The organism is Achromobacter sp. HZ34 (assembly GCF_002209485.1).
GTDB lineage: Bacteria > Pseudomonadota > Gammaproteobacteria > Burkholderiales > Burkholderiaceae_B > Bordetella_C.
This window is the reverse complement of sequence record NZ_NJIX01000005.1, coordinates 103,528-126,783: the sequence shown is the minus strand read 5'-3', so window position 1 is coordinate 126,783 and position 23,256 is coordinate 103,528. Positions and strand designations below refer to the sequence as shown.

Annotated in this window: 18 protein-coding genes; 15 read left to right on the top strand and 3 right to left on the bottom strand. The window is 66.0% G+C overall.

The genetic code is table 11. The features are described from left to right. The first annotated feature begins 391 nt into the window (after nucleotides 1–391). A complete protein-coding gene (locus tag CEY05_RS20290) occupies nucleotides 392–1,372 on the top strand; it encodes a LysR family transcriptional regulator (RefSeq protein WP_143220528.1) in 981 nt (326 codons plus the stop codon). On the opposite strand, the gene CEY05_RS20285 is transcribed toward CEY05_RS20290, so the two are convergent. Beyond that, complete coding sequence (locus CEY05_RS20285; RefSeq protein WP_088597516.1) at nucleotides 1,302–2,048, bottom strand: SDR family oxidoreductase; 747 nt, start codon at nucleotides 2,046–2,048, stop codon at nucleotides 1,302–1,304. The genes CEY05_RS20290 and CEY05_RS20285 overlap by 71 nt on opposite strands. A 399-nt stretch (nucleotides 2,049–2,447) precedes the next feature. On the opposite strand from CEY05_RS20285, the gene wecB reads away from it, so the two are divergent. The 6 genes from wecB (at nucleotide 2,448) to opgC (ending at nucleotide 12,253) form a co-directional block, all read left to right on the top strand. Further along, a complete protein-coding gene (gene wecB / locus CEY05_RS20280; protein ID WP_088597517.1) occupies nucleotides 2,448–3,701 on the top strand; it encodes a non-hydrolyzing UDP-N-acetylglucosamine 2-epimerase in 1,254 nt (417 codons plus the stop codon). 20 nt (nucleotides 3,702–3,721) lie between these two features. After that, nucleotides 3,722–5,989, top strand: coding sequence for a cellulose biosynthesis cyclic di-GMP-binding regulatory protein BcsB (locus CEY05_RS20275; RefSeq protein WP_088597518.1), 2,268 nt, complete (start codon nucleotides 3,722–3,724; stop codon nucleotides 5,987–5,989). Nucleotides 5,990–5,991: 2 nt separating this feature from the next. Then, entirely contained in the window at nucleotides 5,992–8,097 is a 2,106-nt protein-coding gene (locus tag CEY05_RS20270; RefSeq protein ID WP_088597519.1) for a glycosyl transferase family protein, read from the top strand. Further along, nucleotides 8,094–9,779, top strand: a complete 1,686-nt coding sequence (locus CEY05_RS20265; RefSeq protein WP_198952843.1) for a bacteriophage N4 adsorption protein A — start codon at nucleotides 8,094–8,096, stop codon at nucleotides 9,777–9,779. The genes CEY05_RS20270 and CEY05_RS20265 overlap by 4 nt, the downstream gene beginning before the upstream one ends. An 8-nt stretch (nucleotides 9,780–9,787) precedes the next feature. After that, nucleotides 9,788–10,669, top strand: a complete 882-nt coding sequence (locus CEY05_RS20260; protein ID WP_233161617.1) for a hypothetical protein — start codon at nucleotides 9,788–9,790, stop codon at nucleotides 10,667–10,669. Between the two features lie 372 nt (nucleotides 10,670–11,041). Then, nucleotides 11,042–12,253, top strand: coding sequence for an OpgC domain-containing protein (opgC, locus tag CEY05_RS20255; protein ID WP_088597520.1), 1,212 nt, complete (start codon nucleotides 11,042–11,044; stop codon nucleotides 12,251–12,253). A gap of 90 nt (nucleotides 12,254–12,343) precedes the next feature. Here the strand turns inward: opgC and CEY05_RS20250 are convergent, their stop codons facing one another. After that, complete coding sequence (locus CEY05_RS20250; RefSeq protein ID WP_233161616.1) at nucleotides 12,344–13,123, bottom strand: SGNH/GDSL hydrolase family protein; 780 nt, start codon at nucleotides 13,121–13,123, stop codon at nucleotides 12,344–12,346. A 454-nt stretch (nucleotides 13,124–13,577) separates the two neighbouring features. Between CEY05_RS20250 and CEY05_RS20245 the strand changes: the two genes are divergently transcribed. Beyond that, a complete protein-coding gene (locus CEY05_RS20245) occupies nucleotides 13,578–14,258 on the top strand; it encodes a lipopolysaccharide kinase InaA family protein (RefSeq protein ID WP_088597521.1) in 681 nt (226 codons plus the stop codon). 393 nt (nucleotides 14,259–14,651) lie between these two features. After that, on the top strand, nucleotides 14,652–15,992 hold the full coding sequence (locus CEY05_RS20240; RefSeq protein WP_198952842.1) for an amidase: 1,341 nt from the start codon (nucleotides 14,652–14,654) through the stop codon (nucleotides 15,990–15,992). Between the two features lie 39 nt (nucleotides 15,993–16,031). On the opposite strand, the gene CEY05_RS20235 is transcribed toward CEY05_RS20240, so the two are convergent. Beyond that, nucleotides 16,032–16,745 carry a GntR family transcriptional regulator gene (locus tag CEY05_RS20235; protein WP_088597522.1) on the bottom strand — a complete coding sequence of 238 codons (714 nt, stop codon included), beginning with the start codon at nucleotides 16,743–16,745 and terminating at the stop codon, nucleotides 16,032–16,034. Nucleotides 16,746–17,080: 335 nt separating this feature from the next. Here CEY05_RS20235 and CEY05_RS20230 point away from each other — a divergent pair, with 335 nt between their 5' ends. The 6 genes from CEY05_RS20230 (at nucleotide 17,081) to CEY05_RS20205 (ending at nucleotide 23,216) form a co-directional block, all read left to right on the top strand. Further along, nucleotides 17,081–17,866: an SDR family oxidoreductase gene (locus CEY05_RS20230; protein WP_088597523.1), complete on the top strand. Its 786-nt coding sequence runs from the start codon at nucleotides 17,081–17,083 to the stop codon at nucleotides 17,864–17,866. Between the two features lie 14 nt (nucleotides 17,867–17,880). Further along, on the top strand, nucleotides 17,881–19,014 hold the full coding sequence (locus CEY05_RS20225) for a pyridoxal phosphate-dependent aminotransferase (RefSeq protein WP_088597524.1): 1,134 nt from the start codon (nucleotides 17,881–17,883) through the stop codon (nucleotides 19,012–19,014). A gap of 60 nt (nucleotides 19,015–19,074) precedes the next feature. Next, the gene (locus CEY05_RS20220) at nucleotides 19,075–19,956 is read left to right on the top strand and encodes an alpha/beta fold hydrolase (RefSeq protein ID WP_088597525.1); all 882 of its coding nucleotides are present in this window, start codon (nucleotides 19,075–19,077) and stop codon (nucleotides 19,954–19,956) included. A gap of 100 nt (nucleotides 19,957–20,056) precedes the next feature. Next, on the top strand, nucleotides 20,057–21,394 hold the full coding sequence (locus tag CEY05_RS20215) for a M20 family metallo-hydrolase (protein WP_088597526.1): 1,338 nt from the start codon (nucleotides 20,057–20,059) through the stop codon (nucleotides 21,392–21,394). Nucleotides 21,395–21,468: 74 nt separating this feature from the next. Further along, the gene (locus CEY05_RS20210; protein WP_233161615.1) at nucleotides 21,469–22,443 is read left to right on the top strand and encodes an ABC transporter ATP-binding protein; all 975 of its coding nucleotides are present in this window, start codon (nucleotides 21,469–21,471) and stop codon (nucleotides 22,441–22,443) included. Next, nucleotides 22,440–23,216 carry a class II aldolase/adducin family protein gene (locus tag CEY05_RS20205; RefSeq protein WP_088597527.1) on the top strand — a complete coding sequence of 259 codons (777 nt, stop codon included), beginning with the start codon at nucleotides 22,440–22,442 and terminating at the stop codon, nucleotides 23,214–23,216. Before CEY05_RS20210 ends, CEY05_RS20205 begins: the two co-directional genes overlap by 4 nt. Nucleotides 23,217–23,256 lie beyond the last annotated feature (40 nt).

Here is a 23,256-nt window from a genome sequence, read left to right as displayed (position 1 = left end):
TCACGACCACGGCCCGATGGGCAATAGCCCAAACCCGCTACATCTACCCATCGTCGCCGCAAGCACGCCACGATTGCTCACGGACACGGCCTGCAGGGCGATAGCAAAAACTGCTGCATCGGCCCTTCGTCGCCGCAAGCAACGCCGCGACTGATCACGACCGTGGCCCGAGGGGCGATAGCCCGAAAGAGGGGGCGATGGGGGGTACCCCCATAAAAACTACCTTTTGGCAGTCAGAGCGCCCCGCCCCGTCGATACATGCAGTCTAGGGACGCCCCCCTGATGTATCCAGTGAATTATTTCTATTTTTATTATTCGAATTTGGCATAATAAAAAATCAAACGCGCCCTGCACCGTAGCGGTGCGCGCGCCCACGCCTTGGAGACCCGCCGTGGAACTGCGTGCGTTGAAATATTTCGCCGAAGTGGTGCGTCAAGGCAGCTTCACCGCCGCCGCCGATGCACTATTCGTGACCCAACCCACGGTCAGCAAAATGGTGCAGGTGCTGGAAGAAGAATTGGGCGTACCGTTGCTGGCGCGCGACGAAGGCCGCCGCAAGCGGGGCGTCACGCTCACCGACGCGGGCCGCCTCGTCTATGCCCGCGCGCAGGAAATGCTGGCAACCGAGACCTCCTTGCGCGACGACCTGGAAGGCCTGGGCGATCTCACGCGCGGCAGCCTGACCATAGGCGTGCCGCCCTTGGGTGCATCGCTGGTCGCGCCAGCCATCGCCGACTTCCACAAGCAGTGGCCAGGCATCGAACTGAAGCTGCTGGAATCCGGCGCCCGCGCCGTGGAACGGGCGCTGCGTGAAGGGGAACTGGATGTAGGCATCTGCCTGGCGCCTGTCCCTGACGATATGGAAGGTATCCAGATCTGCGATTACCCGCTGCATCTGCTGGCGCCGCACAAGGGCCGTTGGCAAGGCCGGGCCGACGTGCGCCTGGCCGAACTGGCGGACGAGCCTTTCCTGTTGTACGGGGAAACCTTCCAGCTCAACGAAACCATCGCCCAGGCTTGCCGCAGCGTGGGCTACACCCCGCGCCTGGCCTGCCGCAGCAGCCAGTGGGACCTGATCGTGACGCTGGTGGAATGCGGCATGGGCATCGCGCTGCTACCGGCCAACTATGGCGAGCGCCTGGACCGCCGGCGCTTCGTGTCCATCCCGATCGTGCAGCCGGAAATCCGCTGGCGCCTGGTGGCCTGCTGGCGTCGCAGCGCCCACCTCTCGCGCGCGGCGCGGGCGTGGGTCGACGCGACAAGGGTATTCTTCGGCGCGGGCGCTGGGGACCAACCGCCGCTCAGCGGCCGCCGGACACGTCCAGGAACGCGCCCGTCGAATACGTCGCTTCCTCGGAAAAAAACCACATGATGGCGCCGGCCACTTCTTCGGCCGTGCCGCCGCGCCGCAAGGGCACCATGTGCTTGACCCTGTCCACGCGGCCGGGTTCGCCGCCGCTGGCATGGATGTCGGTGTCGATGATGCCTGGCCGTACCGCATTCACGCGGATGCCCTCGTCGGCGACCTCCTTGGACAAACCGATGGTCAGGGTGTCCAGGGCGCCCTTGGAAGCCGCGTAGTCGACGTACTCGTTGGGCGAACCCAGCCGCGACGCGGCCGATGACACGTTGACGATCACCCCGCCCAGGCCCCCCAGGCTGATCGACATGCGGCGCACGGCCTCGCGGCAGCAGATGAAGGGGCCCACCACGTTGACGTCCAGGATGCGGCGCAAGCGCGCGGCATTCATGTCCCGCACCTTGGCCTGCTGTTCGAGGATGCCGGCATTGTTGACCAGGCCGTCCAGGCGGCCATAGCGCTGGTGCACGGCGTCGAACAGGCTGACGATGTCGGCTTCCTCGCCAACGTCGGCGCAAAACGCTTCGGCCTGGCCGCCGGCCGCGCGGATACGCGTGACGACGCCCAAGGCGGCCTGCTCATTGCTCTTGTAATTGACGCAGACGGTATAGCCGCGCCGCGCCGCCAGCAGGGCGGTAGCGGCACCGATGCCGCGGCTGGCGCCGGTGATCAGCATGACTTTGTTCATGTTTAGCCTCGTGTCGCTGGGAATTTTTTCCCGAGTGTATGTCAGGGAGACCGCCAGGGGCTGCGCCCCTGGACCCCGTTGTCGGGGAGATACCAAGGGGCCATGCCCCTGGGCCGCGCTGTTGGGCGGGGGCGCGGCGGGGGCTCCGCCCCGGGCCCTCGGGCGAGGCTGCCCGCAGCGCTGCCTACCCCTGCATCACAAAAACGCTCGAATTCTTGCGCTCGCGTTTTACGGATATGTCAGATGAAACGGTAAGGCCGCCGCAATTTATCCAAAAGCATCTTTTGCAAAACAAGGAAAGCCAACTCATCCATGGGCACCTGCTCTGCGTAAGTCCTCATGTATTCGCACTAGACATGTGGCTGATCAGGACACGGACCATAAAGGAGAACGGCAGTAATGGCATCGACGCAGCATGGCCGGCACCACCCCCCTTTGAAAGTTCTATCCATCTTCGGTACCAGGCCGGAAGCCATCAAGATGGCGCCGCTCTTGAAGGCGATGGACGCGGAACCGGCAATCGATTCCCGCATCTGCGTGACAGGGCAGCACCAGAGCATGCTGCAGCAGATGTTGTCGGTGTTCGACATCCAGGCGGATCATTCGCTCGAAGTGATGACACCAGGGCAGACATTGAATGGCCTGACTGCCGCCTTGTATGCAGCCCTGGACCCCGTCCTGCAGGAAACCACGCCGGATTGCGTGCTGGTCCACGGCGACACGACCACCGCGCTGGTGGGCGCCATGGCGTCCTTCCACCGCCGTATACAGGTGGGCCACGTGGAAGCCGGCCTGCGCACCGCCGACATCGCCACGCCCTGGCCGGAGGAGATGAACCGGCGCTGCATAGACCAGGGCGCCAGGTGGCTGTTCGCCCCCACGGCGCAGGCGCGCGACAACCTGCTGGCTGAACGGCTGCAGGGCCACATCTACGTCACCGGCAATACGGGCATCGATGCGCTGCACATGACCGCGCGCCGCCTGTGCGCCGATACCGCCCTGTGCCGCGGCATCGACGAACGATTCGGCATGATCGATCCCGGCCGCAAGCTGCTGCTCGTGACCGGCCACCGTCGCGAGAACCTGGGCGACGGCATCATGGAACTGTGCCAGGCCCTGCGCACCCTGTCGCAGCGCGACGACCTGCAGATCGTCTATGCCGTGCACCTCAACCCCGCCGTGGCGTTGCCCGTGCGAGCGGCCCTGGGCGGTCTTCCGAACGTGCATCTGATCGAGCCGCTGGACTACCTGGCCTTCATCAGGCTGATGCAGCGCGCCCACATCGTACTGACCGACTCGGGCGGCGTGCAGGAAGAGGCACCGGCGTTGGGCAAGCCCGTGCTCGTCATGCGGGACCTGACGGAACGGCCCGAGGCGGTGGCGGCCGGGACGGTGCGGCTGGTCGGCGCCGCCGCCGACACCATCGTGCGCGGCGTCAGCGAACTTCTCGACGTCGACGCGCAGTGGCGCCGCAGCGCCCGCGCGGTCAGTCCGTATGGCGATGGCCGGGCATGTTCCCGCATCGTGGACGCGCTGCTGGATCGTCCGGTGGACGAATTCACCGCGGACGACGACATAGCCAGCGCAGCCAATGCGGCCAATGCGGCCAACGCAGCCGCCGTGAGCAGTGGCGCCCGAATCTCCCTTTCCTGAAATCCAGATCCGAATAAACGATGCCATTTCACGCCCAGCGATATCTCAAACGTTCCCTGTTCCTGACCCTGATCGCCTCCCTTCCGGCCGTGTCCGCCTTCGCGGCCAGTCCCCTCACGCAGGCCATCACCGACCTCGACCAAGACACCATCCAGCATCGCCAGATCACGCTGCGTGATGTGAACATCGCCAACGCGCTGGTCTTCAGCGGTGCCGACGCCCGCCGCGAACTCTATCTGCCGGTGCCCGTAGGTGTGCCGCTCACCGACGCCACACTGGATTTCCGCGCGAGCTACCTGAACGCCGACGGCGGCAACAACACCATGCTGCTGTCACTGGACGGCTACCCCGTGCAGGCGCAGGCCCTCAACGCCAAAAGCGGCGATGCCAACGTCAGGATCGGCGTGGACAAGGACGCGCGCCCCCAGGGCGTCGTGCGCCTCGGCGTGCGCTGGTCGTCGTCGGTCGCGCGCACGCTGTGCGAGCGCGAAGGCGATATCGGCAACCTGCTGCGCGTGGACCCCGCGTCGAACCTGGCCTACAGCTTCGACGCCCGCAGGCTGACCAGCATCGACGCCGCATGGAACGCTTTGTCCGGCACGCCCGCCATCCTCGTGGCGCCGGGCACCCTGGCGCCGGCCAGCTACGACGCCGCGTGGCGCCTGGGGCTCGTCCTGCAGCAGGCCGGCAAGGAGATACGCACTATCGCCTTCCCCGCGCCGGGCGACGAAGTGAACCTGCAAAACGTGCAAGTGCCCGCCGCGCTCGCCGCCGTGCCGGCCTTCGCCGCGCTGACCGGCAAGGACAAGCACCGCATCAAGGACCCCGCGGAAATCGGCGCCTTGCTGATGCTGGGCCAGACCGACGCCGTGCAAGCGGACCTGGCCATCGCCGACAAGCCGTTGCTGGACGCCATCGCGGCGGCCCTGAACGCCTTGCAGGCGCAGATCCAGGAGCGCGATCCCGAAGCCGCCCAGGCTTATGCGCAATGGCGCAGCCATCGCAGCGAACTGGCTGCCGGCACGCTGGGCAGCGACAGCATCCGCCTGACCTTGCTGGGCAACCGCCCCGTGCTGATGTTCGACGCGGCCACGGCGGCCAAGTCCGCCGGCCTGCTCGACAATCACTGGCGCAAGCTTGCGCGCGGCAGGCAGTTGACGGTGGCGCGCGCGGAGGTGCCGGCGGATCCGGACGGGCGTGTGTCGCTGAACTACCTGGGCGGCATCCCCGGCACCATGGACCTGAAGACCCAGGCTGACTGGACCGCCACCTTCGCCATCGGCAGCGTCGCCTACGACGGCCGCGTGCCGACGCAAGCCGTGGTCGACGTCGCGGCGTCGCCCGGCGTATCGTCGACGCCGCCCGTCGCATCGCTGTACTTCAATGACTACCTCATCGGCGCCCGCCAGCTGACCGCGAATGGCGCCCGCGAACGCATCGAGGCGCGCATTCCAGCCTACGCGATCAACTCGCGCAACGTCTTGCGCGTGTCGTTCCAGCGGCAGCCCGTCAGCGACCGCTGCGCCGAAACGCCGCAGGGTTTCCCGGCGGCCGTGCTGCCTTCCAGCTACATCGCGGTGGAGAAGGCGGAACTGCGCGACGACTTCGCCGGCATGGCCGCCCGCTTCGCGTCCGGCGCGCAGGTGCTGGTGCCGCCGGCTTACCTGGAGCACGCGGCCACGACCTTGCCACGCGTCATCCGCATCTCCGAAGCCACGGGCATCTCCGCCACGCAGGCGCGCTTCGACGTCGTCGCGGACGCGTCCGCGCCCATCGCTCCGTCTCGCGCCTTCCTGGCCTTCGACCTGCCGTTGAAGGGCGGCGGCGAGGCCATCAAGGCCGATGCGCAAGGGCGTTTGCAGATAGACCAGAAAACCCGCTCCCTGCTCGATATCCACGCCCTGGATCGCATGGCTGTCCTGCAAGTGGCCCACACCAGCGGCGCCGCCGACAGCAAGGACGGAAAGGGCGGAAAGGACGAGAGCGGCGAACTGAGGGGCGTCACCTACCGCAACCTGGGTGCGCACGAACCCGTGCTGGCCCAGCGCCTGTTGCTCGGCCGCGGCAACGCCGCCATGCTGGACGACACCGGCGCGGTGACCACGTTCGACCCCGACGATCCTCGTGGCGGCGACATGGTCACGCGCGCGGCTCCTACCGGGCTGGAGGCCTGGCGCGAACCGTCTTGGCTGTGGGCCATCCCCATCGCCGTGATCCTGGTGCTGTTCCTGGTGATCGCCAGCCGCCGTGCGCGCCGGCGCCAGATCGAAGGCGGTAAGCAGCAGTGAATATGAACTGGTTGCCTTACCAGATCGCGGAGTACTACACCTTCCTGGAAACGGGGATGTTGTGGGTAGGGGCGGTCATCCTGGTGTCCAGCCTGGACGACCTGGTGATCGACCTCTGGTACTGGGCGCTGCGCCTGTTCGTCAAGGGCAGTGCCGAGCACCGCTACGACGACCTGACGCAGGCGCAGCTGCTCGCCAAGCCCGAGCAGCACATCGCGATCATGGTCCCCGCATGGCTGGAATACAACGTGATCGCGTCCATGATCGAGAGCATGGTCGCGACCCTCAGCTACCGCAATTACTCCATCTTCGTCGGCACCTACGTCAACGACCAGCGCACCATCGATGAGGTGGAGCGCATGCGGCGCCGTTATCGGCAATTGCATCGCGTCGAGGTGCCGCACCACGGTCCCACGTGCAAGGCCGATTGCCTGAACTGGATCGTCCAGGCGATTTTCCGGTTCGAGCAGACCAACGGCGTGCAATTCTCCGGCGCCGTCCTGCACGACAGCGAAGACGTGCTGCATCCGCTGGAGCTGCGGCTGTTCAACTATCTGCTGCCCGACCGGGACATGATCCAGCTGCCCGTGGTGGCGCTGGAGCGCAACTGGTTCGAGTGGGTGGCCGGCACCTACATGGACGAGTTCGCCGAGTGGCACGGCAAGGACCTCACAGTGCGCGACAGCATGACGGATTCGGTGCCGTCCGCCGGCGTCGGCACGTGTTTCTCCCGGCGGGCGCTGCTGGCCCTATGCGAGGAGACGCAGAACAACCCGTTCAACACGGACAGCTTGACGGAAGACTACGACGTGGGCGCGCGGCTGGCGCGGGCGGGCATGCAGGCCAGCTTCGTGCGCTTTCCGGTGGAGTTCCGTGTGACGCGGCATGCGTGGTTCGCCCCCTCGCGGGAGACGGTACTACGCATGCCCTTGTGCGTGCGGGAGTATTTTCCCGATACGTTCCGCACGGCTTTCCGGCAGAAAGCGCGCTGGACCTTGGGCATCGGCCTGCAAGGGTGGGAGCAGCTGGGCTGGACGGGCTCATTCGCCAATCGCTACCTGGTGTTCCGCGACCGCAAGAGCATCGTCACTTCCTTCATCGCCATCCTGGCCTATCTGCTGCTGGTGCAGGTGATGGCATTGGCCGTCATCCACTATAGCGGTTACTGGAATCTCAGCCTGCCTACCCCGTTCGAGCAGGAAAGCCTGGTGCGGGCACTGTTGCTGGCCAACGCCTTCATGCTGGTATGGCGCATGGTCCACCGCGTCTATTTCACCACCCGCATCTATGGCTGGCAGCACGGGGTGTTGTCCATTCCGCGCATGGTCGTCGGCAACTTCGTCAACGCCATGGCGGCCGCGCGCGCATGGCGGCTGTACCTGACCAGCAAGCTGCTGAATCGGCGTCTGGCATGGGACAAGACCATGCACGACTTTCCCACCACCGGCCGGGCCGCGGGCGCACCGCCGCGGCTGGAAAGCGTGCTGCTGTCGTGGCGCGCCATCAGCGAAGAAGAACTGGAGATCGCCTTGGCCGAACTCGAACAACGCGACCTTTCCCTGGGCCGCATCCTGATCAACCATGGCTGGCTCGACGACGGCACGCTGGCGGAGGCCGTTGCCTTCCAGAACGACTTGCCGCTGGTGCATGACCTGGCCGCGCAAGTACGCACCGATTCCGCGCTGGATGATGAATTCAAGACGCGCTGGCGCGTGGTGCCCCTCATCGACGAAGTCGATGGCCGGCCGCAGGTGGCCGTGACCGAGCCGCTGCCGGACGAGGGTTTGAAGCAGGTCGCGCAGGAGTTGGGCGTGGAGCCGCTGCAGTGCATCGCGCGCGAGCGCGACATCAATGCCCAGCTGCGCCTTGCGCGCATGCTGGATGGACAGGAAATGCCGCGCGCGCAGGCGCCTTTGCTGGGTGACGCGCTGATCGACCTGGGCGCGGTAAGCCGTACGGCGTTGACGGACGCCATCATGAAATACAGGCCGGGCGAGCACGGGCGCCTGGGCGACTATCTGGTGGAGAAGGGCGTGGTGAAGCGCGAGGACATCGAACGCGCCGTGACGCGGCAATTGCGTTTCGATGGCGTGGAGGCGGGTGTATGAAGCACTGGTTCATGGAGCCCGCCGCCGTGGCGCTGGCCGTCACCGCGGCGCTGGCCGTTGCCCCCGCGCAGGCCAGTGCCGCCGGCGCGCAAACCGTTGCTTCAAACGGAACGGCAAGCGGACCGGTGAGCGGCGCAGCAAACGGCGACGCGACGCGTATGGACAATGGGGGGGCGAACGGCGTGGCGAAGCGCGGCGAACACCTGTTGCCGCTGGAACTGAGCGGCCCGCCGCTACGCATCGCTGCCGAGGCCTATCGCGCCTATGACAGCAAGAACTACGACCTGGCGATCGCGCGGGCGCGTGAAGTCTTGCGGCAGCGGCCGGACTCCCAGGACATGCGCAAGCTGATCGGCCTGGCCCAGCGCGACAGGTATCGCCGCGACCACCCGCTGGAATTCATCGCGCGCAAGCCGCCAGGCTTCCAGGCCGCCGAGCGCGCGCTGGCGGCGTACAACGACGGCGACTATGAACTGGCCGTGACCGAGTCGCGCCTGGCAGTGCGGCAGGCTCCGCGCAACCTGGACTATCGCCTGATGTTGATCGAGTCGCTGCAGCGCTTGAATGCTCGCGACCTGGCGCAGACCGAAATCGACGCCGCCATCCGCGACCTGGGCCAGGCGCCCCAGTTGCTGACGCTGCGTGATCGCATGCGCGAGCAGCGTGAGAACGAAGCCCTGCAGGTACCGTACGCGCTGATGCAGGCTGGCGACAGGCGCGGCGCCGATGCCGCGTTCGCGGACCTGGACCGCAAGCAGGGGCTGCCGCCCAATATCGTTCAAGACGCCGCGTACAACGCCATGCAGGTGGGCAATGACCGGGACGCGGTCAAATACTTCAAGCGCAGCGTCGACGCCAACGAGGCGGGTAATCTGCCCATGTCCGAACAGGACAAATTCCAGACGCGCCGGGCGGTGGCGGACGTGGAGCGGCGTTTTGGCTTGACCAACACCACCACTTATCGCGGCGCCAATGCGTCCAGCGGCATCAGCGGCGCGCCAAGTACGCCCAACGACAGCGTGCAAAACAGCACGGAGGTCTACTGGCGGCCATTGGGTTATCAAGACGCGCGCTATCTGGAGTTGTTCGCCGGCGTCACCGATACCTTGTGGAGCCGTGGCGGGGTGTATGACACCGGGGCGGACGCCCTGCAGGGCGATGTGGGCGCGCGCGTCAAGCCGTTTACCCAGGTCAACCTGGTGGCGGCGCTGGAGCGGGTGTTTCCCTTGGGCGGAGCGAATGTGCAGGCCGACTGGCTGGCGCGCCTGGGCTATGGCTCCAGCATCGGCACCGACCTGCGCGTGGATGTGCCCAGCTGGTGGACGTCGCAGCTGTATGCGGAGGCGGGACATTATTTCCGGCAGTCACGCACCTACGTCAACAGCGAATGGCAACTGGGCCGCAGTTACCGGCTGGATGGCGTCAGTCCCAAGCTGGTCGTGTTTCCCCATGCGGTTGCGGCGTATGACTACGATACGCAGATGAACTTCGAGTCAAGCAATCGTGGGTCGCCGGACAGTGCCGCGGGCCTGGGCGCCGGCGTCAGCCTGCGTTACTGGTTCCGCGAAGATCGCTACCATGCGCCGCAATCGTACTGGGACCTGTCGCTGCAGTACCGCGCACGGGTGTTCGGCGATGACCGGGCCCGTGGTGTGTTCGCCCGCTTCACGTATTCCTACTAGGAGGTGACGTGAGCAGACGCGGATCGCGAGCTTGCCTGCGCCGGTATCCGCGGGCGTCCACGGTGCTGTTGGGCGCCCTGGTGGTGGCATTGCTGGTGGGGGCCATCGCCGCGGGCTGGTGGGCGCTGCAGCGCTATCGGGCGCCCGCGGTCACGGGCATCGCCTGGCAGGTGGATAACCGCAGCGTGGGCATCGCCGGCGATTGGCAGCGCTTGGGCGCGCACGAGCTGCTGGTCCAGTGGTCCGCCGTCGACGACCTGGCCTTCGTGCCGGGCAGCGGCTTGCCGCAGGCGCCGGTGTTGCCGGACTGGCGGCGCATTGCCCAGGCCCCGTGGGCGCGTCAGGTGATCCTGGGGCTGGGCGGGCGCTTCGACGAGAAGCGGGCGCGCGCGGGTATCGCTGAACTGGCCGAGCAGTCCCGCGTGCTGGCGCGGCTGCCGACGCCGTTGAACGTGGTCGGCTGGTACTTTCCGGTGGAGGCCAGCCCGGAATGGGAGGGCGCGCGCCGGTTGCCGGCGCTGCTCAAGGACTTGCCCAGGCCCTTGTGGATCAGCGTCTATGACAGCGCGAATATCGGGGCGCGGGAGACGGCGGACTGGGTGGCGAGCTGGCTGCCGCCGGACGTCGGCGTGTTCTTCCAGGATGGCGTGGGCGTGTACGCGCGCACGCCCAAAGTCGCGCGGGAGTACGCGGATGCCTTGCGCAAGAAGCTGGGAAGGGAGCGCGTCCGGATCATCGTGGAGGCATTCAGGCCAGTCCCGGGCGGATTCCGGCCTGCCACGGCCGACGAGTTGCGCCCGCAGCTGGCGGCCTATGGCGGGTACCAGACTTACCTGTTCGACGGGCCGCATTACGTGACGTCCGCGCTGGTAAAGGCCCTGGCTCGCTAGACAGCCCATGACCGCCGGCCGGCTGCGTCCGGGGCCGGGTTCCGCGGCCCCGGGCTTCAGAGTTTTCTGGTTACCTTTTCGCTGTCGAAGTTCTACAAATTCCCCCGCAGACCGATGTAATCTCGGGTTTACCCGATCTCGTGACCAGGCCGAGACGCTGTGTCGACGCAGCGGGACGAAATAAAAGGGGACGCGCGCCTGCGGCCGTGTCCCGGCAGCTACCCGAATCAATCAATTAATCAACGATAGCGCCGCTGGCCCGGGCCTGAAGTTTGCTTAGGGAAAGCGCCGCTCACGAGGCGGCCAGGCAAGCCCCGTGGCAGGCCCCCGCCCCTTCATCTGGATCGACGCTATCGAAGGCAGAAGCAGATCATGGCAGCAAATCCGATATCTCCGGCAATTCATCCCCCCCGCACCGCGGCCAAGACCGGCCGCCCACGTATGTGGGAACTGGACGCGGTCCGTGGCCTGATGCTGGTGTTGATGCTGTCCACCCATCTGCCGACCAAATTCGCCATCCCCACTTCCCAGCCATTCGGTTTCGTCTCGGCGGCCGAAGGCTTCGTCCTGTTGTCGGCCTATATGGCCGGCCTGGTCTACACCCAACGCTACATGCGTGACGGCATCACCGCCATGCACAAGGCCTTCCTGCGCCGGGCGCTGGTGGTGTATGCGTGCCAGGCCGCCTGCCTGCTGTTTCTCTTCACCCTCATCGCGGTGTTGGGGCTGGCCATTCCGCAACCCGACGTGCAGCATCTGATGTGGTACTACCTGCAGGAGCCGACCACCGCGCTGCTGTCCGCGCTGGCGCTGATCTACAACCCGCCCCTGCTGGACATCCTGCCTATCTACGTGATGTTCATGCTGATAAGCCCGTGGGTGCTGTCCATCGGCCTGCGCCATGGCTGGCGCACCATCCTCACGGTAAGCGGGCTGCTGTGGGTCGCCACGCAGTTCGGCCTGTCCCAGTACCTCTATTCCTGGCTGGTCGACGCCACCGGCCTGCCGGTGCCGTTCAGCGAAACCGGCGCGTTCGAAACCTTCGGCTGGCAGTTGTTGTGGATCTTCGGCTTGTGGCTGGGTTCGACCCATGCGCGCGTGCCGGCCGAGCAGCGCCGTCCTTTTCCGCGCGTGCTGGTATGGGGCGCGGCGCTGGTTGCCGGCACGTTCTTCATCTGGCGCCACCTGACCGGGCAGGCGCCTTTCCCCGACGGCGAAGCCATCAACTTCCTGTGGGACAAGTGGCACCTGGCGCCGATGCGCCTGCTCAATGTATTTGCCCTGGTAGTACTGGCCATGCACTACGACGGGTGGCTCAAGCGCCATCTGCCGCGGGTGCGGTTCCTGGAAACCTTGGGCCAATCGTCACTGTCGGTGTTTTGCGCCCATTTGGTCCTGGTGCTGCTGGCGCTGTGCCTGGTCGGCGTGGCGACGCCCGCGCGCTCATCCTGGGTGGACGCCGTGCTGTACATCGGCAGCGTCATCGTGCTCTATGGCGTGGCGGTGATCATGCGTTCCGGCAAGGCCGCGGCGGCCACGCGCCAGCAAGCCAAACCCGCGCAGCAGGCGAAACCCGCGCAGTGATCGAAACCCGCGCAGTGATCGGAACCGTATAAGCGAAACGCGCCTGCCCAGCCCCCACCCCAGGGGGCGCCACGGCGGGCAAGGGCGGCGTCAGTCGAGGTGAGCGGTGATGATGCGCTTCCACAGCGCATAGCCGTCCGCGTTCAGGTGTAGCTTGTCCTCGCGGAACAGCTCCGTGCGCGGGTTGCCCTTGTCGTCGAGCATCGCCGAATAGACATCGATGAAGTCAGCGTTGTTGACCGTCAGGGTGTAGGCCTTGATCAAGGCATTGGTTTCCTTGATCTGCGGGATCAGGGATTCCCGCAGCGGGCTGGGCTTGATCGAAATATAGGCGATGCGCGTCCGGGGCAGGTCCGCGCGCACCCCTTCGACGAACTTGCGGAAGCTCTGCAACACCTGCTCGGGCGTGCGTCCTTCGGCAAGGTCGTTGTCGCCCGCATAGACCAGCACCAGATGCGGCTTGTAGGGCGCCACCAGGGCATGCAGATGCTGCGTACAGTCCATCATGCGCGATCCGCCGAAGCCGCGTTTCACGACCACCGGCAGCGCGCTGAAGTCGCTTTCCAGATTGCTCCACAGCCGAATGGAGGAACTGCCCACGAACAGCACGCCGCCCGGTTTGGGCGGATGTTCCTTGTCGGCCGCGGCGAAGGCGGCCAGGCTGGCGTCCCAGCGATTATCGACGGCGGCGGCGGCATTAACGTCCACCGGCGCCGTCAGGGCCGGTTTGGTGGCCGGCGTGGCAGGCGCCAGGATGACAGAGGGAGCGCGGGCAGCAGGGCTTGCAGGGGAAGCCTGGCCCTGCTCCTGAGCTTGGGCCTGCTGGGCCTGGACACCCGCGGAGAAAGCGCCAAGCGCACCGCATAGCAAAAGACTGCAAAACGAAAGGCCGCTGAGCGTGCGGCTGGAATGTGTGCGGTTGGACTGGGAGCGGCGGGACTGCGTGCGTAGGCACTGGGGTGCGGCGAGGCGCAAGACGTTCATCAAAACCCGAATAGCGTAATAAGGCCGCCGGATGAACTTGCCTGGTGCTGGGCGCGACTACTGCTCTGCGGCAACAGCCCCGGTATCCCGGAGACGATCCGCGGCCCTCGTGGGTCCACGTGATGCGCCGTACTGGGTAAGCGGCCTGCCCCCAGCGTCGGGAATACCTTCATCATGAAGCAAGTCCGGGACGCCTCCAAACGAAAATATGGGGTGTTACTTCCTGCAGACAAAGCTGTTGTAATTTCGGCACAAAGTCGCGCTGACGTGACGAAAATTTTACGGATGCATCCCAAGTTTGTAATCTGGCTGTCACATCAATTTTTCAGAGGGTCGGACGATGCGTCCGCAAGAGTCGAGTTTCTGGTGGTCGGTGAGCGGCGAATGGGTGGAAGAGCCCAATAATCGACGCGGCGGTTTCAGCGGCGTCCAGCGCGTGGTGCTGCCACAATCGGGTGAGTGCTACTACGTCAAGCGTCAGCGCAATCACCTGTTCCGCAGCGTCCGCTATCCGACCGGACGTCCTACGCTGTTGCGAGAATGGCAGAGCATGCGTTTCTGCCAAAGCATAGGCGTGCCTACCGCACCCCTGGTCTTCTTCGACATGCAGAAGGGCAAGGAAGGGTGGGAATCGATCCTGGTGACGCGTGACCTTCAGGGATATGTCAGCCTGGAACAGGCCTACGTCGAAAAGCGCTGGTCCTGTGAGCAGCGCGCGGAGGCCTTGCGCAAGGTCGCCGGCGCGCTGATTTCACTGCATCGTGCGCACCGCAAGCATGGCCACCTGTATCCCAAGGAGGTCTTCGTCAATATGTCCGGCACGCAGCCGGCCGTGGCGATCGTCGACTGGGAACTCAGCCGCACCCGCCTGACCGTCGCGCAAGCGGCGCAGCCGGATGTGCGACGGCTGTTGAAGTCGCTCCTGAGCGTGGGCATGACGCAGGACGAGCTGCAGCTGTTCTACGATGAGTACCGCGCCCACGGCATCAAGCTGCCGGTCTTGCCGCCGCTGACTCCGTGACCCCGTGACTCCGTGACTTCGTGACCCTGTGATCGCGTGCGCCCGCAGCCGTGTGCGCCCGTGGCCGTGTCACACACCGCGGGCGGCGTCCGATGGCCTGCCCGGCGCCGATGGTGCGCAACGCACCACGCGATGCACGGCTTCGGTGCGGGGCGCGCGGACGCAAGCCGCGTGTGCCGGCGACGCATGACGCCGGTGCTTGTCCGTGCGCAGGCTAATCCATTGAATTGACGCGACAAATCGCGGCGCGGCCGTGGCGATGCCTGGTCGCATGCGGCGCGATGGCATGCATATTGCATCGAATGCCAGCATCGATCACGGATTCCCGGCGGGTTGCGCGCGTCGTCCGCCGCCGCGTCATGCTGCCGGGAAAACTTCTCAGGAGTTTTCATCTTGGTTGCCTCCACGACGCCGCAAGACTCGCCCTCCCTGTCTTCCATCCCTGGCCTGCTGCAAGCCCTGCGCGGCTACGCCGCCGGCACGCTGACTCCCGCGGCCTATCTCGCGGCCTGCGCGGACCGGGCCGACCGTTGCGAGCCCTGGCTCAGGTCTTTCGTCACGCGCGTGGCGCTGGCTGACATGACGACCGGCAGCGGTCCGCTGGGCGGCATCCCGGTGGGCGTGAAAGACATCATCGCAACGGCGGGGCTGCGCACGACCAACGGTTCGGCGATGTTCCCGGATCATGTGCCCATGGAAGACGCGGCCGTCGTCGCTACCATCAAGCGGCTGGGCGGTACGGTCTTCGGCAAGACGGTCACCACGGAATTCGCCTTTCGCCATCCCGGTTCGACCACCAACCCCTGGAATCCGCGGCACACGCCCGGCGGCTCATCGAGCGGGTCGGCGGCGGCCGTCGGGGCCGGCATCGTGCCGCTGGCGCTGGGTACGCAGACCATGGGGTCGGTAGTCCGCCCTGCGGCGTATTGCGGCATCGTCGGGTTCAAGCCCAGCTTCGGCGTGGTGCCGCGCGAGGGCGTACATCCCTTGTCGGCCTCGCTGGACCACGTAGGCCTGATGGCGCGGCACGTCGATGACGTGGCCTACGCCTTGAAGTGGCTGGGCGATCCCGGTTATGTATTCGCCGACGGCGGCGACCTGGCCGCGATGGCGGTCGATGTCGCCACGGGCTTGCCGGCGCCCGCGGCGGCGCCGCGCCTGGCGCTGGTGCGCGCACCGTACTGGAATCGCGTCGATGCGGAACAGAACGCGGTGCTGGACGCCGCCGTGCGCCGTCTGCGTGAGGCGGGCGCCACCATCGACGACGTGGTCCTGCCGGCCTTGGGCCAGGAGACCGAGACCGTCCTCACGCGCATCATGTTCCACGAGGCGCACGGCATTTACGCCGATCTGGTGCAACGCCATCCGGAGGGCGCCAGCGACCCTTTGAAAGGACTGGTGCGTGACGGCGCGGCCGTGTCCGGCGAAGACTATATCGCCGCGCGCCGCGCGCAGCGGCGCCTGCGGGCGGAGTTCAGCGACAGGCTGGCGAACTACGATGCGGTGTTGACCGTGGCCGCCACCGGTGAAGCGCCGGAAGGCCTGGACTACACGGGCGATGCGTCATTCTGCGCCCCATGGACCATGTTGGGATTTCCGGCGCTGTCGGTGCCGGCGGGGTGGTCGGTGCGTGGCTTGCCCTTGGCGATTCAACTGGTCGCGCCTTACGGGCATGACTTTCCCTTGCTGCGCATCGCCAAGTGGGCGGAAGGGCTGCTGGCGCCGCAGCGCTGAGGCACAGGCGAGACCACGCGGCGCTGGCGCCGCTGCCCATCAATCCGCGCGTGGAAACAGCGCGATGAAGTCCAGCAGCTTTTCTCCCAGCAGATTTACGTGGCCACGCATGGCCGCGCCGGCGCCTTCCTCGTCGCCGGTGGCCAGCGCGCGCAGCACCGCTGCGTGCTCGGTCAGCGTATCGGCGCGCCGGCTGGGCTTCTGCGTCACCATCTTGCGATACAGGCCGATGCGGTTGCGCAGCGTGCGCGTCTGCTCGGCCAGGAAGGCATTCTGTGAAGCTTCGTAGATCAACTCGTGGAAGCGCCGGTTGACTTCATAGAAAGCTTCTACCTCGTCGGTTCCCGCCAGCGCCACCAGTTCCTCCTGGTAGCGGCTCAGTTGCGCCAGTTGCGCGGCATTGATGCGGCGCGCGGCCAGGCGAGCGCACAGACCCTCCAATTCCGCCATGACCTGGAACATCTCGATCAGGCGCGCGGCCGACAAGGCCACCACCAGAGCCGGCTGACGCGTGCGTATCTGGATCAGGCCCGCCGACGCCAGATGGCGCAGCGCCTCGCGCACTGGGGTGCGCGAAACCTGGAAGCGTTCCGCCAGCTCCACTTCGTCCAGCTTTGCGCCGGGCGCCAGCGTGCCGGCAAGGATCTCGCTTTCCAGGATCTGCTGGACCTGGGCGGAGCGGCTGGCCGCCGCAGCGGACTCGGCGCCGGGAGGGGATGAAAGCGGGACGGAGGACACAGGAAGGTTCGTCATTTCAATGAACGTTGCACTTGCCGTTTGCAGCAGGTCTACCACGATGAAAACAAATTCGCCGCCATTTTAACTTTTAATGTATGCAAGATAAAGCTTCTTGTATGCACAAAAACACAGCACGTATGCACCACGTTACGCCCAGCATTGGGGCACGCAAAAGCCAATGAATATGCGGCTCATGGGGAATCGACCTGGCATGGATGTTGCTTTTGCTGATCCTGTACGCCTGACCGGATGACCGCAATTTCACTTTGGAATGTCGATGTCAGGCAATACGGATTCGAATCTTGCATACATGGAATCCGGCCCCGAACCCAAGTCAAGGATAGGTAGCGATGGATCTCGGTTTGAACGGCAAGTCGGCACTGATCACCGGCGCTTCGAAAGGCATAGGCCTGGCAACGGCGCATAGCTTTGCCCGCGAAGGCGTGGCCCGGCTGTATCTGGCAGCGCGTTCGGCCGAAGGCCTGGCCGAGGCCAAGACGGTGTTGACCGCGCAGTACGGCGTCGAGGTGGTGACCCATGCCATGGACCTCTCGGTCACCGCCAATGTCCTGGCGCTGGCGGCCGCCTGCGGCGACGCCGACATACTGGTGAACAACGCGGCGGATTCCACGCCGGGCCCGATGGACCAGTTGTCGGACCAGGACTGGCGCGCCAGCCTGGACATGAAGATCTTCTCCTACGTCACCCTGACGCGCGAGATATACGCCCACATGAAGGCGCGCGGGCATGGCGTCATCGTCAACGACATCGGCAATTCCGGCGAAAACTGGGATGCCAACTACATCGTCGGCACCACCGGCAATGCCGCCATGATGGCGTTCACCCGTGGCGTCGGTGGCCGCAGCCTGGATGACGGCATCCGCGTGGTGGGCGTCAATCCCGGCCCGGTCGCCACCGACCGCATGGTCAAGCTGATGAAGCGGCGCGCGGTGGACTGGTACGGCGACGAGGCCCGCTGGGAAGAATTGTTCGACAAGTATCCCGCCAAGCGGCCGGCCAGTCCGGAGGAAGTGGCCGACCTCATCGTGTACCTGGCGTCCGAGCGCTCGGCCTACATCACCGGCACCATCGTGACCATCGACGGCGGTATCGCATCGCGCCGCTCCATCATCTGACCGCCGGGACCGCCATGCGCAGCTTTGAACAACGCAACGCCTACTTCGACCGCCTGTGCAATACGCCGGGCCTGATGTGGCTGGGCCAGAACACCAACCACTTCGAGCCGCACCCTTCCGTCATCGCGGCTGTGACAGACGCGCTGACCCGGGGCGACTATCACGCGTACGCGCCGCCCGCCGGCTTCGAGGAATTGCGCCAGTTGATCGTGCGCGACGCCGGCGTGCCGGACGCCTGCGCCTTCGTCACGGACGGGGCGGTGGAAGCCCTTTACAACGTCTGCCGCAACATCTGCGAGCCTGGCAAGGACTTCGTCACCACCGATCCCAGCTGGGCCTGGCCCATGGCGTTCGCGCGCCAGGCCGGCGCCAACGTCATCGAACTGCCGATCTACGACGCCGCGCAAGGGTACAAGCTGACGGCCGCGCAATTGCGCGCCGCCGTGGGACCGAACACCGGCGTGATCTATCTGGTCGATCCCAATAATCCGCTGGGCACCTGCCATACCGAAGCGGAGATCCGCGAGATCGCCGAGATTGCCCGTTCGGTGGGCGCATACCTGATCCACGACGCCACGTATTCGCAGTTCGCCGACGACTTCACGCCCGCCTTGCGCTTCTACCCGGAAAAGACGGTGATGACCTACAGCTTTTCCAAGTGGCTGGGGCTGGCCGGCATGCGCCTGGGCGCGGTGATTTCCAACCCCGACATCATCGAGCGGCTGGCCAGTGCGCCGCCCAACAACCTGGGCAGCAATGTGCTGTCGCAGCGCGCGGCCATCGCCGGGCTGAAGACCAAGGCTGAATGGTTTCCCACGATCAGGCAGCGCCTGCGCCGCAACCAGGCCGTGCTGGCCGATGCGGTGGCGCGTGTCGACGGCCTGCATCTGCCGGTCTATCCCTCGCAGGCCAATCTGCTGATCGTCGAGACCGGTGATGCCGGCGTGCGGCCGGAAGCGCTGGTGGCGGCTTATCAGACCGAAGGGGTGATGATCCGCCAAGGCACCTATCACACCAAGCGCTTCGGCGACCGCTTCGTCAAGATCAGCCTGACCGTGCCTGAAGCCTGGGCCGACCGCTGCTGCGAGCTGCTGCCGGCCATGGTGGAGCACGCACGCAAGAATCCGCAACCGGTGGCGCTGTTCTAGTCCGGCACGCCTGGTTCAGCAGTCCGGTTCACTCCATTTGCGGTACGAGGATACGACACCATGCCCACCATCACCACCCGCGACGGCGTCACGCTGCATTACGAAGAATGCGGCAGCGGCACACCCATCCTGTTCGTGCACGAGTTCGGCGGCGACTGGCGCAGCTGGGAGCCCCAGTTGCGGTATTTCGCGCGGCGCTATCGCTGCATCACCTATAGCGCGCGTGGCTACCTGCCGTCGCAGGTGCCGGCCGATGTCGAACGCTACTCGCAGGAGATCGCCGTCAACGATATGGCGGATGTCCTGGATGGCCTGGGTATCGAGCGTGCGCACGTAGTGGGTTTGTCCATGGGCGGTTTCGCCACGCTGCATTTCGGTCTGCGCCATGCCGCGCGGGCCTTGTCGCTGGTGGTGGCCGGGGCAGGCTATGGCGCGGAGAAGCAGTACGAAGACTACTTCCGCGGCGTTTCGCTGGAGGTCGCGCGCAAGTTCGAAGAGATGGGGGCGCCGGCTTTCGCCAAGGTCTATTCGACGGCGGCGTCGCGCATTGCCTTCCAGTTGAAGGATCCGCGGGGCTGGGCCGAGTTTGCCGAGCAACTGGGCCAGCACGACGCCATCGGCTCGGCCAACACCATGCGTGGCGTGCAGGCGCGCCGGCCGTCGATCTATGACCTGGAGGACGAGCTCAAGCGGATGGCCGTGCCGACGCTGGTGATCGTCGGCGACGAGGACGACCATTGCCTGCAGCCGGGGCTGTTCCTGAAACGGACCGTGCCTGCCAGCGGATTGCTGGTGCTGCCCAAGGCAGGACATACCTTGAACATCGAGGAACCCGGTCTGTTCAATCAGTTCGTCGGCGATTTCCTGGCCACGGTGGAACAGGGGAAATGGCTGCCGCGCGACCCGCGTTCCGCGCCGGCGGAGATCATGAAGACGGAGTAAGTGTGTGGTTTGGCAGTGGCTCTGCCAATGCCAATGCCGAGCAGGCATTGTCGTCCCATGAAATTTTGTAGCTCGCTTGAACAGGAAAGCCGTCATCCTCATGAACCAATCGCCTTCCCGCCTGGTCAGCCAGGAGCGCTTGATGAACCGCCTGATGGCGATGGCCCGGATCGGCGCCACGGCAAAGGGCGGTGTCGACCGTGCGGCCCTGTCGGCCGAAGACGCCGCGGCACAGGCCTTGATGGCCGAGTGGGGCGTAGCGCTGGGCCTGCATGCCAGCCGCGACGCCGCCGGCAACTTCTTCCTGCGCTGGGAAGCCGGGGAGGGCGCGCCCTTGCTGTCGGGCTCGCATCTGGATAGCCAGCCCACCGGTGGCCGCTACGACGGTGTCTACGGCGTGATCGCCGCGCTGGAAGCCGTGCAGGCGATGCAGGAAGCAGGCATCGCACCGCGGCGCCCGGTGGAAATCGTCGCCTGGATGAACGAGGAGGGCTCTCGCTTCGCGCCGGGCATGATGGGCGCGGCCGTGTACGGCGGCGCGCGCGCCTTGGCGGATATCCTGCCGGTGCAGGACAAGGCGGGCATTTCCGTCGAAGCCGCGTTGGCGACGACAGCCGCCGCCTTGCCGGATATTGCCATGAGAACGATGGGCATCATCCAGCACACTGGTACCGCGGCCCATGTGAACGGCGCGGCCCATGCGGGCTCGGGCGGTAGCGAGGAGTCCACGGCAGGCGGCACGATCCCCTATGCTTACGTCGAAGCCCACATCGAGCAGGGCCCCGAGCTGGAGCGGGCGCATTGCCCGGTCGGCATCGTCAGCGGCATCCAGGGCAAACATACCTTCCGCGTCACCGTGCGCGGTGAAGCCGCGCATGCCGGCACCTCGACGCGCGCCGAGCGGCGCGATGCACTATTGGCGGCCACCGCCATGGTGCAGGATCTGGCCCGTGCCATGCATGACGATGCCGATATCGTGAAGTTCACGGTCGGGCGTTTCGACGTCACGCCCAGCGCGCCATCGGTGGTGGCCAGCCAGGTCTTGTTTTCCATCGATCTGCGCCATCCGGACAGCGCGGAGCTGCAACACCTGTCGGCCTTGGTGGCGCCCACGTGCGCGGCGGCGGCCGGTCCTTGCGAGGTCGATGTCACGCGACTGTCCGCCGCGGACTCGCTGACCTTTCCCTTGGCCATGCAGGCCCGTCTGCGCAGCGCCGCGGAACGCCTGGATCTGCCGTATCGCGACCTGATATCCGCTGCCGGACACGACGCCCGCTATCTGCATCCGATCTGTCCGTCGGCCATGCTGTTCGTCCCCAGCCATGACGGCATCACGCATAACGAAGCGGAATTCACCGAACCCGCCGATCTGTACGCCGGCGCCTGCGTGCTGGCGGATGTCCTGGCCGAGCTGGCCACCCTGGAGGGCCAGCCATGAGCCTCACCCGTTTTTTTCGACCTGGATCCACGGCGGCCACGCGCCCCCTTGGCGCCGTCGCGCAAGGAGATACGATGATGTTCGCTTCGACCCGGACTGCCCCCGCAACCGCGGGAGCATCAGGCGTGGCCCGGAGTTCGGCAGCCACGGATGCGCCCAGCGCCGGTTTGGCGGCTCAGGACCGCCACGCGGCGGGGGCAGTCTCCACGCAGCGCGACGCCGCCGCGGACCTCGGCTATGGTCGCGGGGCGGGGGCCCTGCTCAGCCTGGCCGGCATTTCCAAGACATTCGGCGCCACGCAGGCACTCAACGGCCTGGGCGTCGACATTGCCCCCGGCGAGTTCGTTACCGTGGTCGGTCCCAGCGGTTGCGGCAAGAGCACGCTGTTCAATATCGTCGCCGGCCTGGAAGAACCCGATGCGGGCGGCAGCCTGCGGTTTCTCGACAAACCCTGCCGCGCCGCCGACTTGCTGGGCAAGGTCTCCTTCATGCCGCAGCGCGACCTGCTGCTGCCCTGGCGCACGGTCATCGACAATGCCATCCTGGCGGTGGAAATGGAAGGCGCGCGCCGCGCCGATGCCCGCCGCGCAGCGCTGGAAATGCTGCCTGAGTTCGGCCTGGCCGGTTTCGAGAACCAGTATCCGCATCAACTGTCGGGCGGCATGCGGCAACGCGTGGCGCTGATGCGCACCTTCATGTTCAAGCGCGACCTGATGCTGCTGGACGAGCCCTTCGGCGCCCTTGACGCGCTGACCCGCAGCATGATGCAGCGCTGGCTGCTGGAGGTCTGGCAGAAGCATCGCCGCACCATCCTGTTCATCACGCATGATGTCGATGAAGCCTTGTTCCTGGGCGACCGGGTATTGGTGATGACGGCAAGACCGGGCCGGGTCAAGCTGCAACAGAAGGTCGACCTGCCGCGCCCCCGCCGCGCGGACATCGTCACGGCGCCGGAGTTCATCGCGCTCAAGCGCACCCTTCTCGAAGCCATCGAGGAAGAAAGCATGAAGTCCTTCCGCGCCAGCGATGCCACTGGAGGGCACGCATGATGTCCACCGCTTGTCCCGCCGGCATGGCGCCATCCGAATGGGACGCGCGCGTGTCCCTGGCCGCGTGCTACCGGCTGGTCGCCAATCTGAAGTTGGACGACCTGATCTACAACCACATCTCGCTACGGGTGCCTGGCACGCACGATCAATTCCTGATCAATCCCTACGGACTGCTGTTCGAGGAGGTGACCGCTTCCAGCCTGGTACGCATCGATCTGCAGGGCCGCAAGCTCAGCGACAGTCCCTATGAAGTGAATGCCGCCGCCTTCGTCATTCATGGCGCCATCCACCAGGCCAAGGCCGACGCCGCCTGCGTCCTGCACACCCACTCGGATGCCAGCATCGCCGTGTCGGCCCAGCGCCACGGCCTGCTGCCGCTGTCGCAGTTCGCCATGCGTTTCTACCGCCGCCAGGCCTTCCATGACTACGAGGGCGTGGCCATCGACCTGGACGAGCAGGCGCGCCTGGTCGCCGACCTGGGCGAGCATCGCGTCATGCTGATGCGCAACCACGGCGTATTGACGCTGGGGCGCACGCCGGGCGAGGCGTTCATGCTGCTCTATTACTTCGAGCGGGCCGCCCGCATCCAGTTGGCCATGCAGGCTGCCGCCGCCGGTGGCGCCGGCCCCATCCTGCAACCGGATGAAGCCGTCTGCGAGAAGGCCGCGCGTCAGTTCTGGGAGCAGAAGGGCGACATCCTGGTGGCCGGCGAACGCGAGTGGCCCGGGTTGCTGCGCCAGCTGGATCGCGTCGATTCCTCCTACAAGACCTGACCCACGATAAACCACGAACCCTGACGTACGAAGGTGTAAG

Coding starts and splice junctions, on each gene's coding strand:
- opgC (WP_088597520.1), top strand. CDS start 11,042: ATGGCAGCAAATCCGATATCTCCGGCAATTCATCCCCCCCGCACCGCG.
- CEY05_RS20275 (WP_088597518.1), top strand. CDS start 3,722: ATGCCATTTCACGCCCAGCGATATCTCAAACGTTCCCTGTTCCTGACC.
- CEY05_RS20210 (WP_233161615.1), top strand. CDS start 21,469: ATGATGTTCGCTTCGACCCGGACTGCCCCCGCAACCGCGGGAGCATCA.
- CEY05_RS20270 (WP_088597519.1), top strand. CDS start 5,992: ATGAACTGGTTGCCTTACCAGATCGCGGAGTACTACACCTTCCTGGAA.
- CEY05_RS20220 (WP_088597525.1), top strand. CDS start 19,075: ATGCCCACCATCACCACCCGCGACGGCGTCACGCTGCATTACGAAGAA.
- CEY05_RS20205 (WP_088597527.1), top strand. CDS start 22,440: ATGATGTCCACCGCTTGTCCCGCCGGCATGGCGCCATCCGAATGGGAC.
- wecB (WP_088597517.1), top strand. CDS start 2,448: ATGGCATCGACGCAGCATGGCCGGCACCACCCCCCTTTGAAAGTTCTA.
- CEY05_RS20265 (WP_198952843.1), top strand. CDS start 8,094: ATGAAGCACTGGTTCATGGAGCCCGCCGCCGTGGCGCTGGCCGTCACC.
- CEY05_RS20285 (WP_088597516.1), bottom strand. CDS start 2,048: ATGAACAAAGTCATGCTGATCACCGGCGCCAGCCGCGGCATCGGTGCC.
- CEY05_RS20225 (WP_088597524.1), top strand. CDS start 17,881: ATGCGCAGCTTTGAACAACGCAACGCCTACTTCGACCGCCTGTGCAAT.
- CEY05_RS20235 (WP_088597522.1), bottom strand. CDS start 16,745: ATGACGAACCTTCCTGTGTCCTCCGTCCCGCTTTCATCCCCTCCCGGC.
- CEY05_RS20215 (WP_088597526.1), top strand. CDS start 20,057: ATGAACCAATCGCCTTCCCGCCTGGTCAGCCAGGAGCGCTTGATGAAC.
- CEY05_RS20245 (WP_088597521.1), top strand. CDS start 13,578: ATGCGTCCGCAAGAGTCGAGTTTCTGGTGGTCGGTGAGCGGCGAATGG.
- CEY05_RS20230 (WP_088597523.1), top strand. CDS start 17,081: ATGGATCTCGGTTTGAACGGCAAGTCGGCACTGATCACCGGCGCTTCG.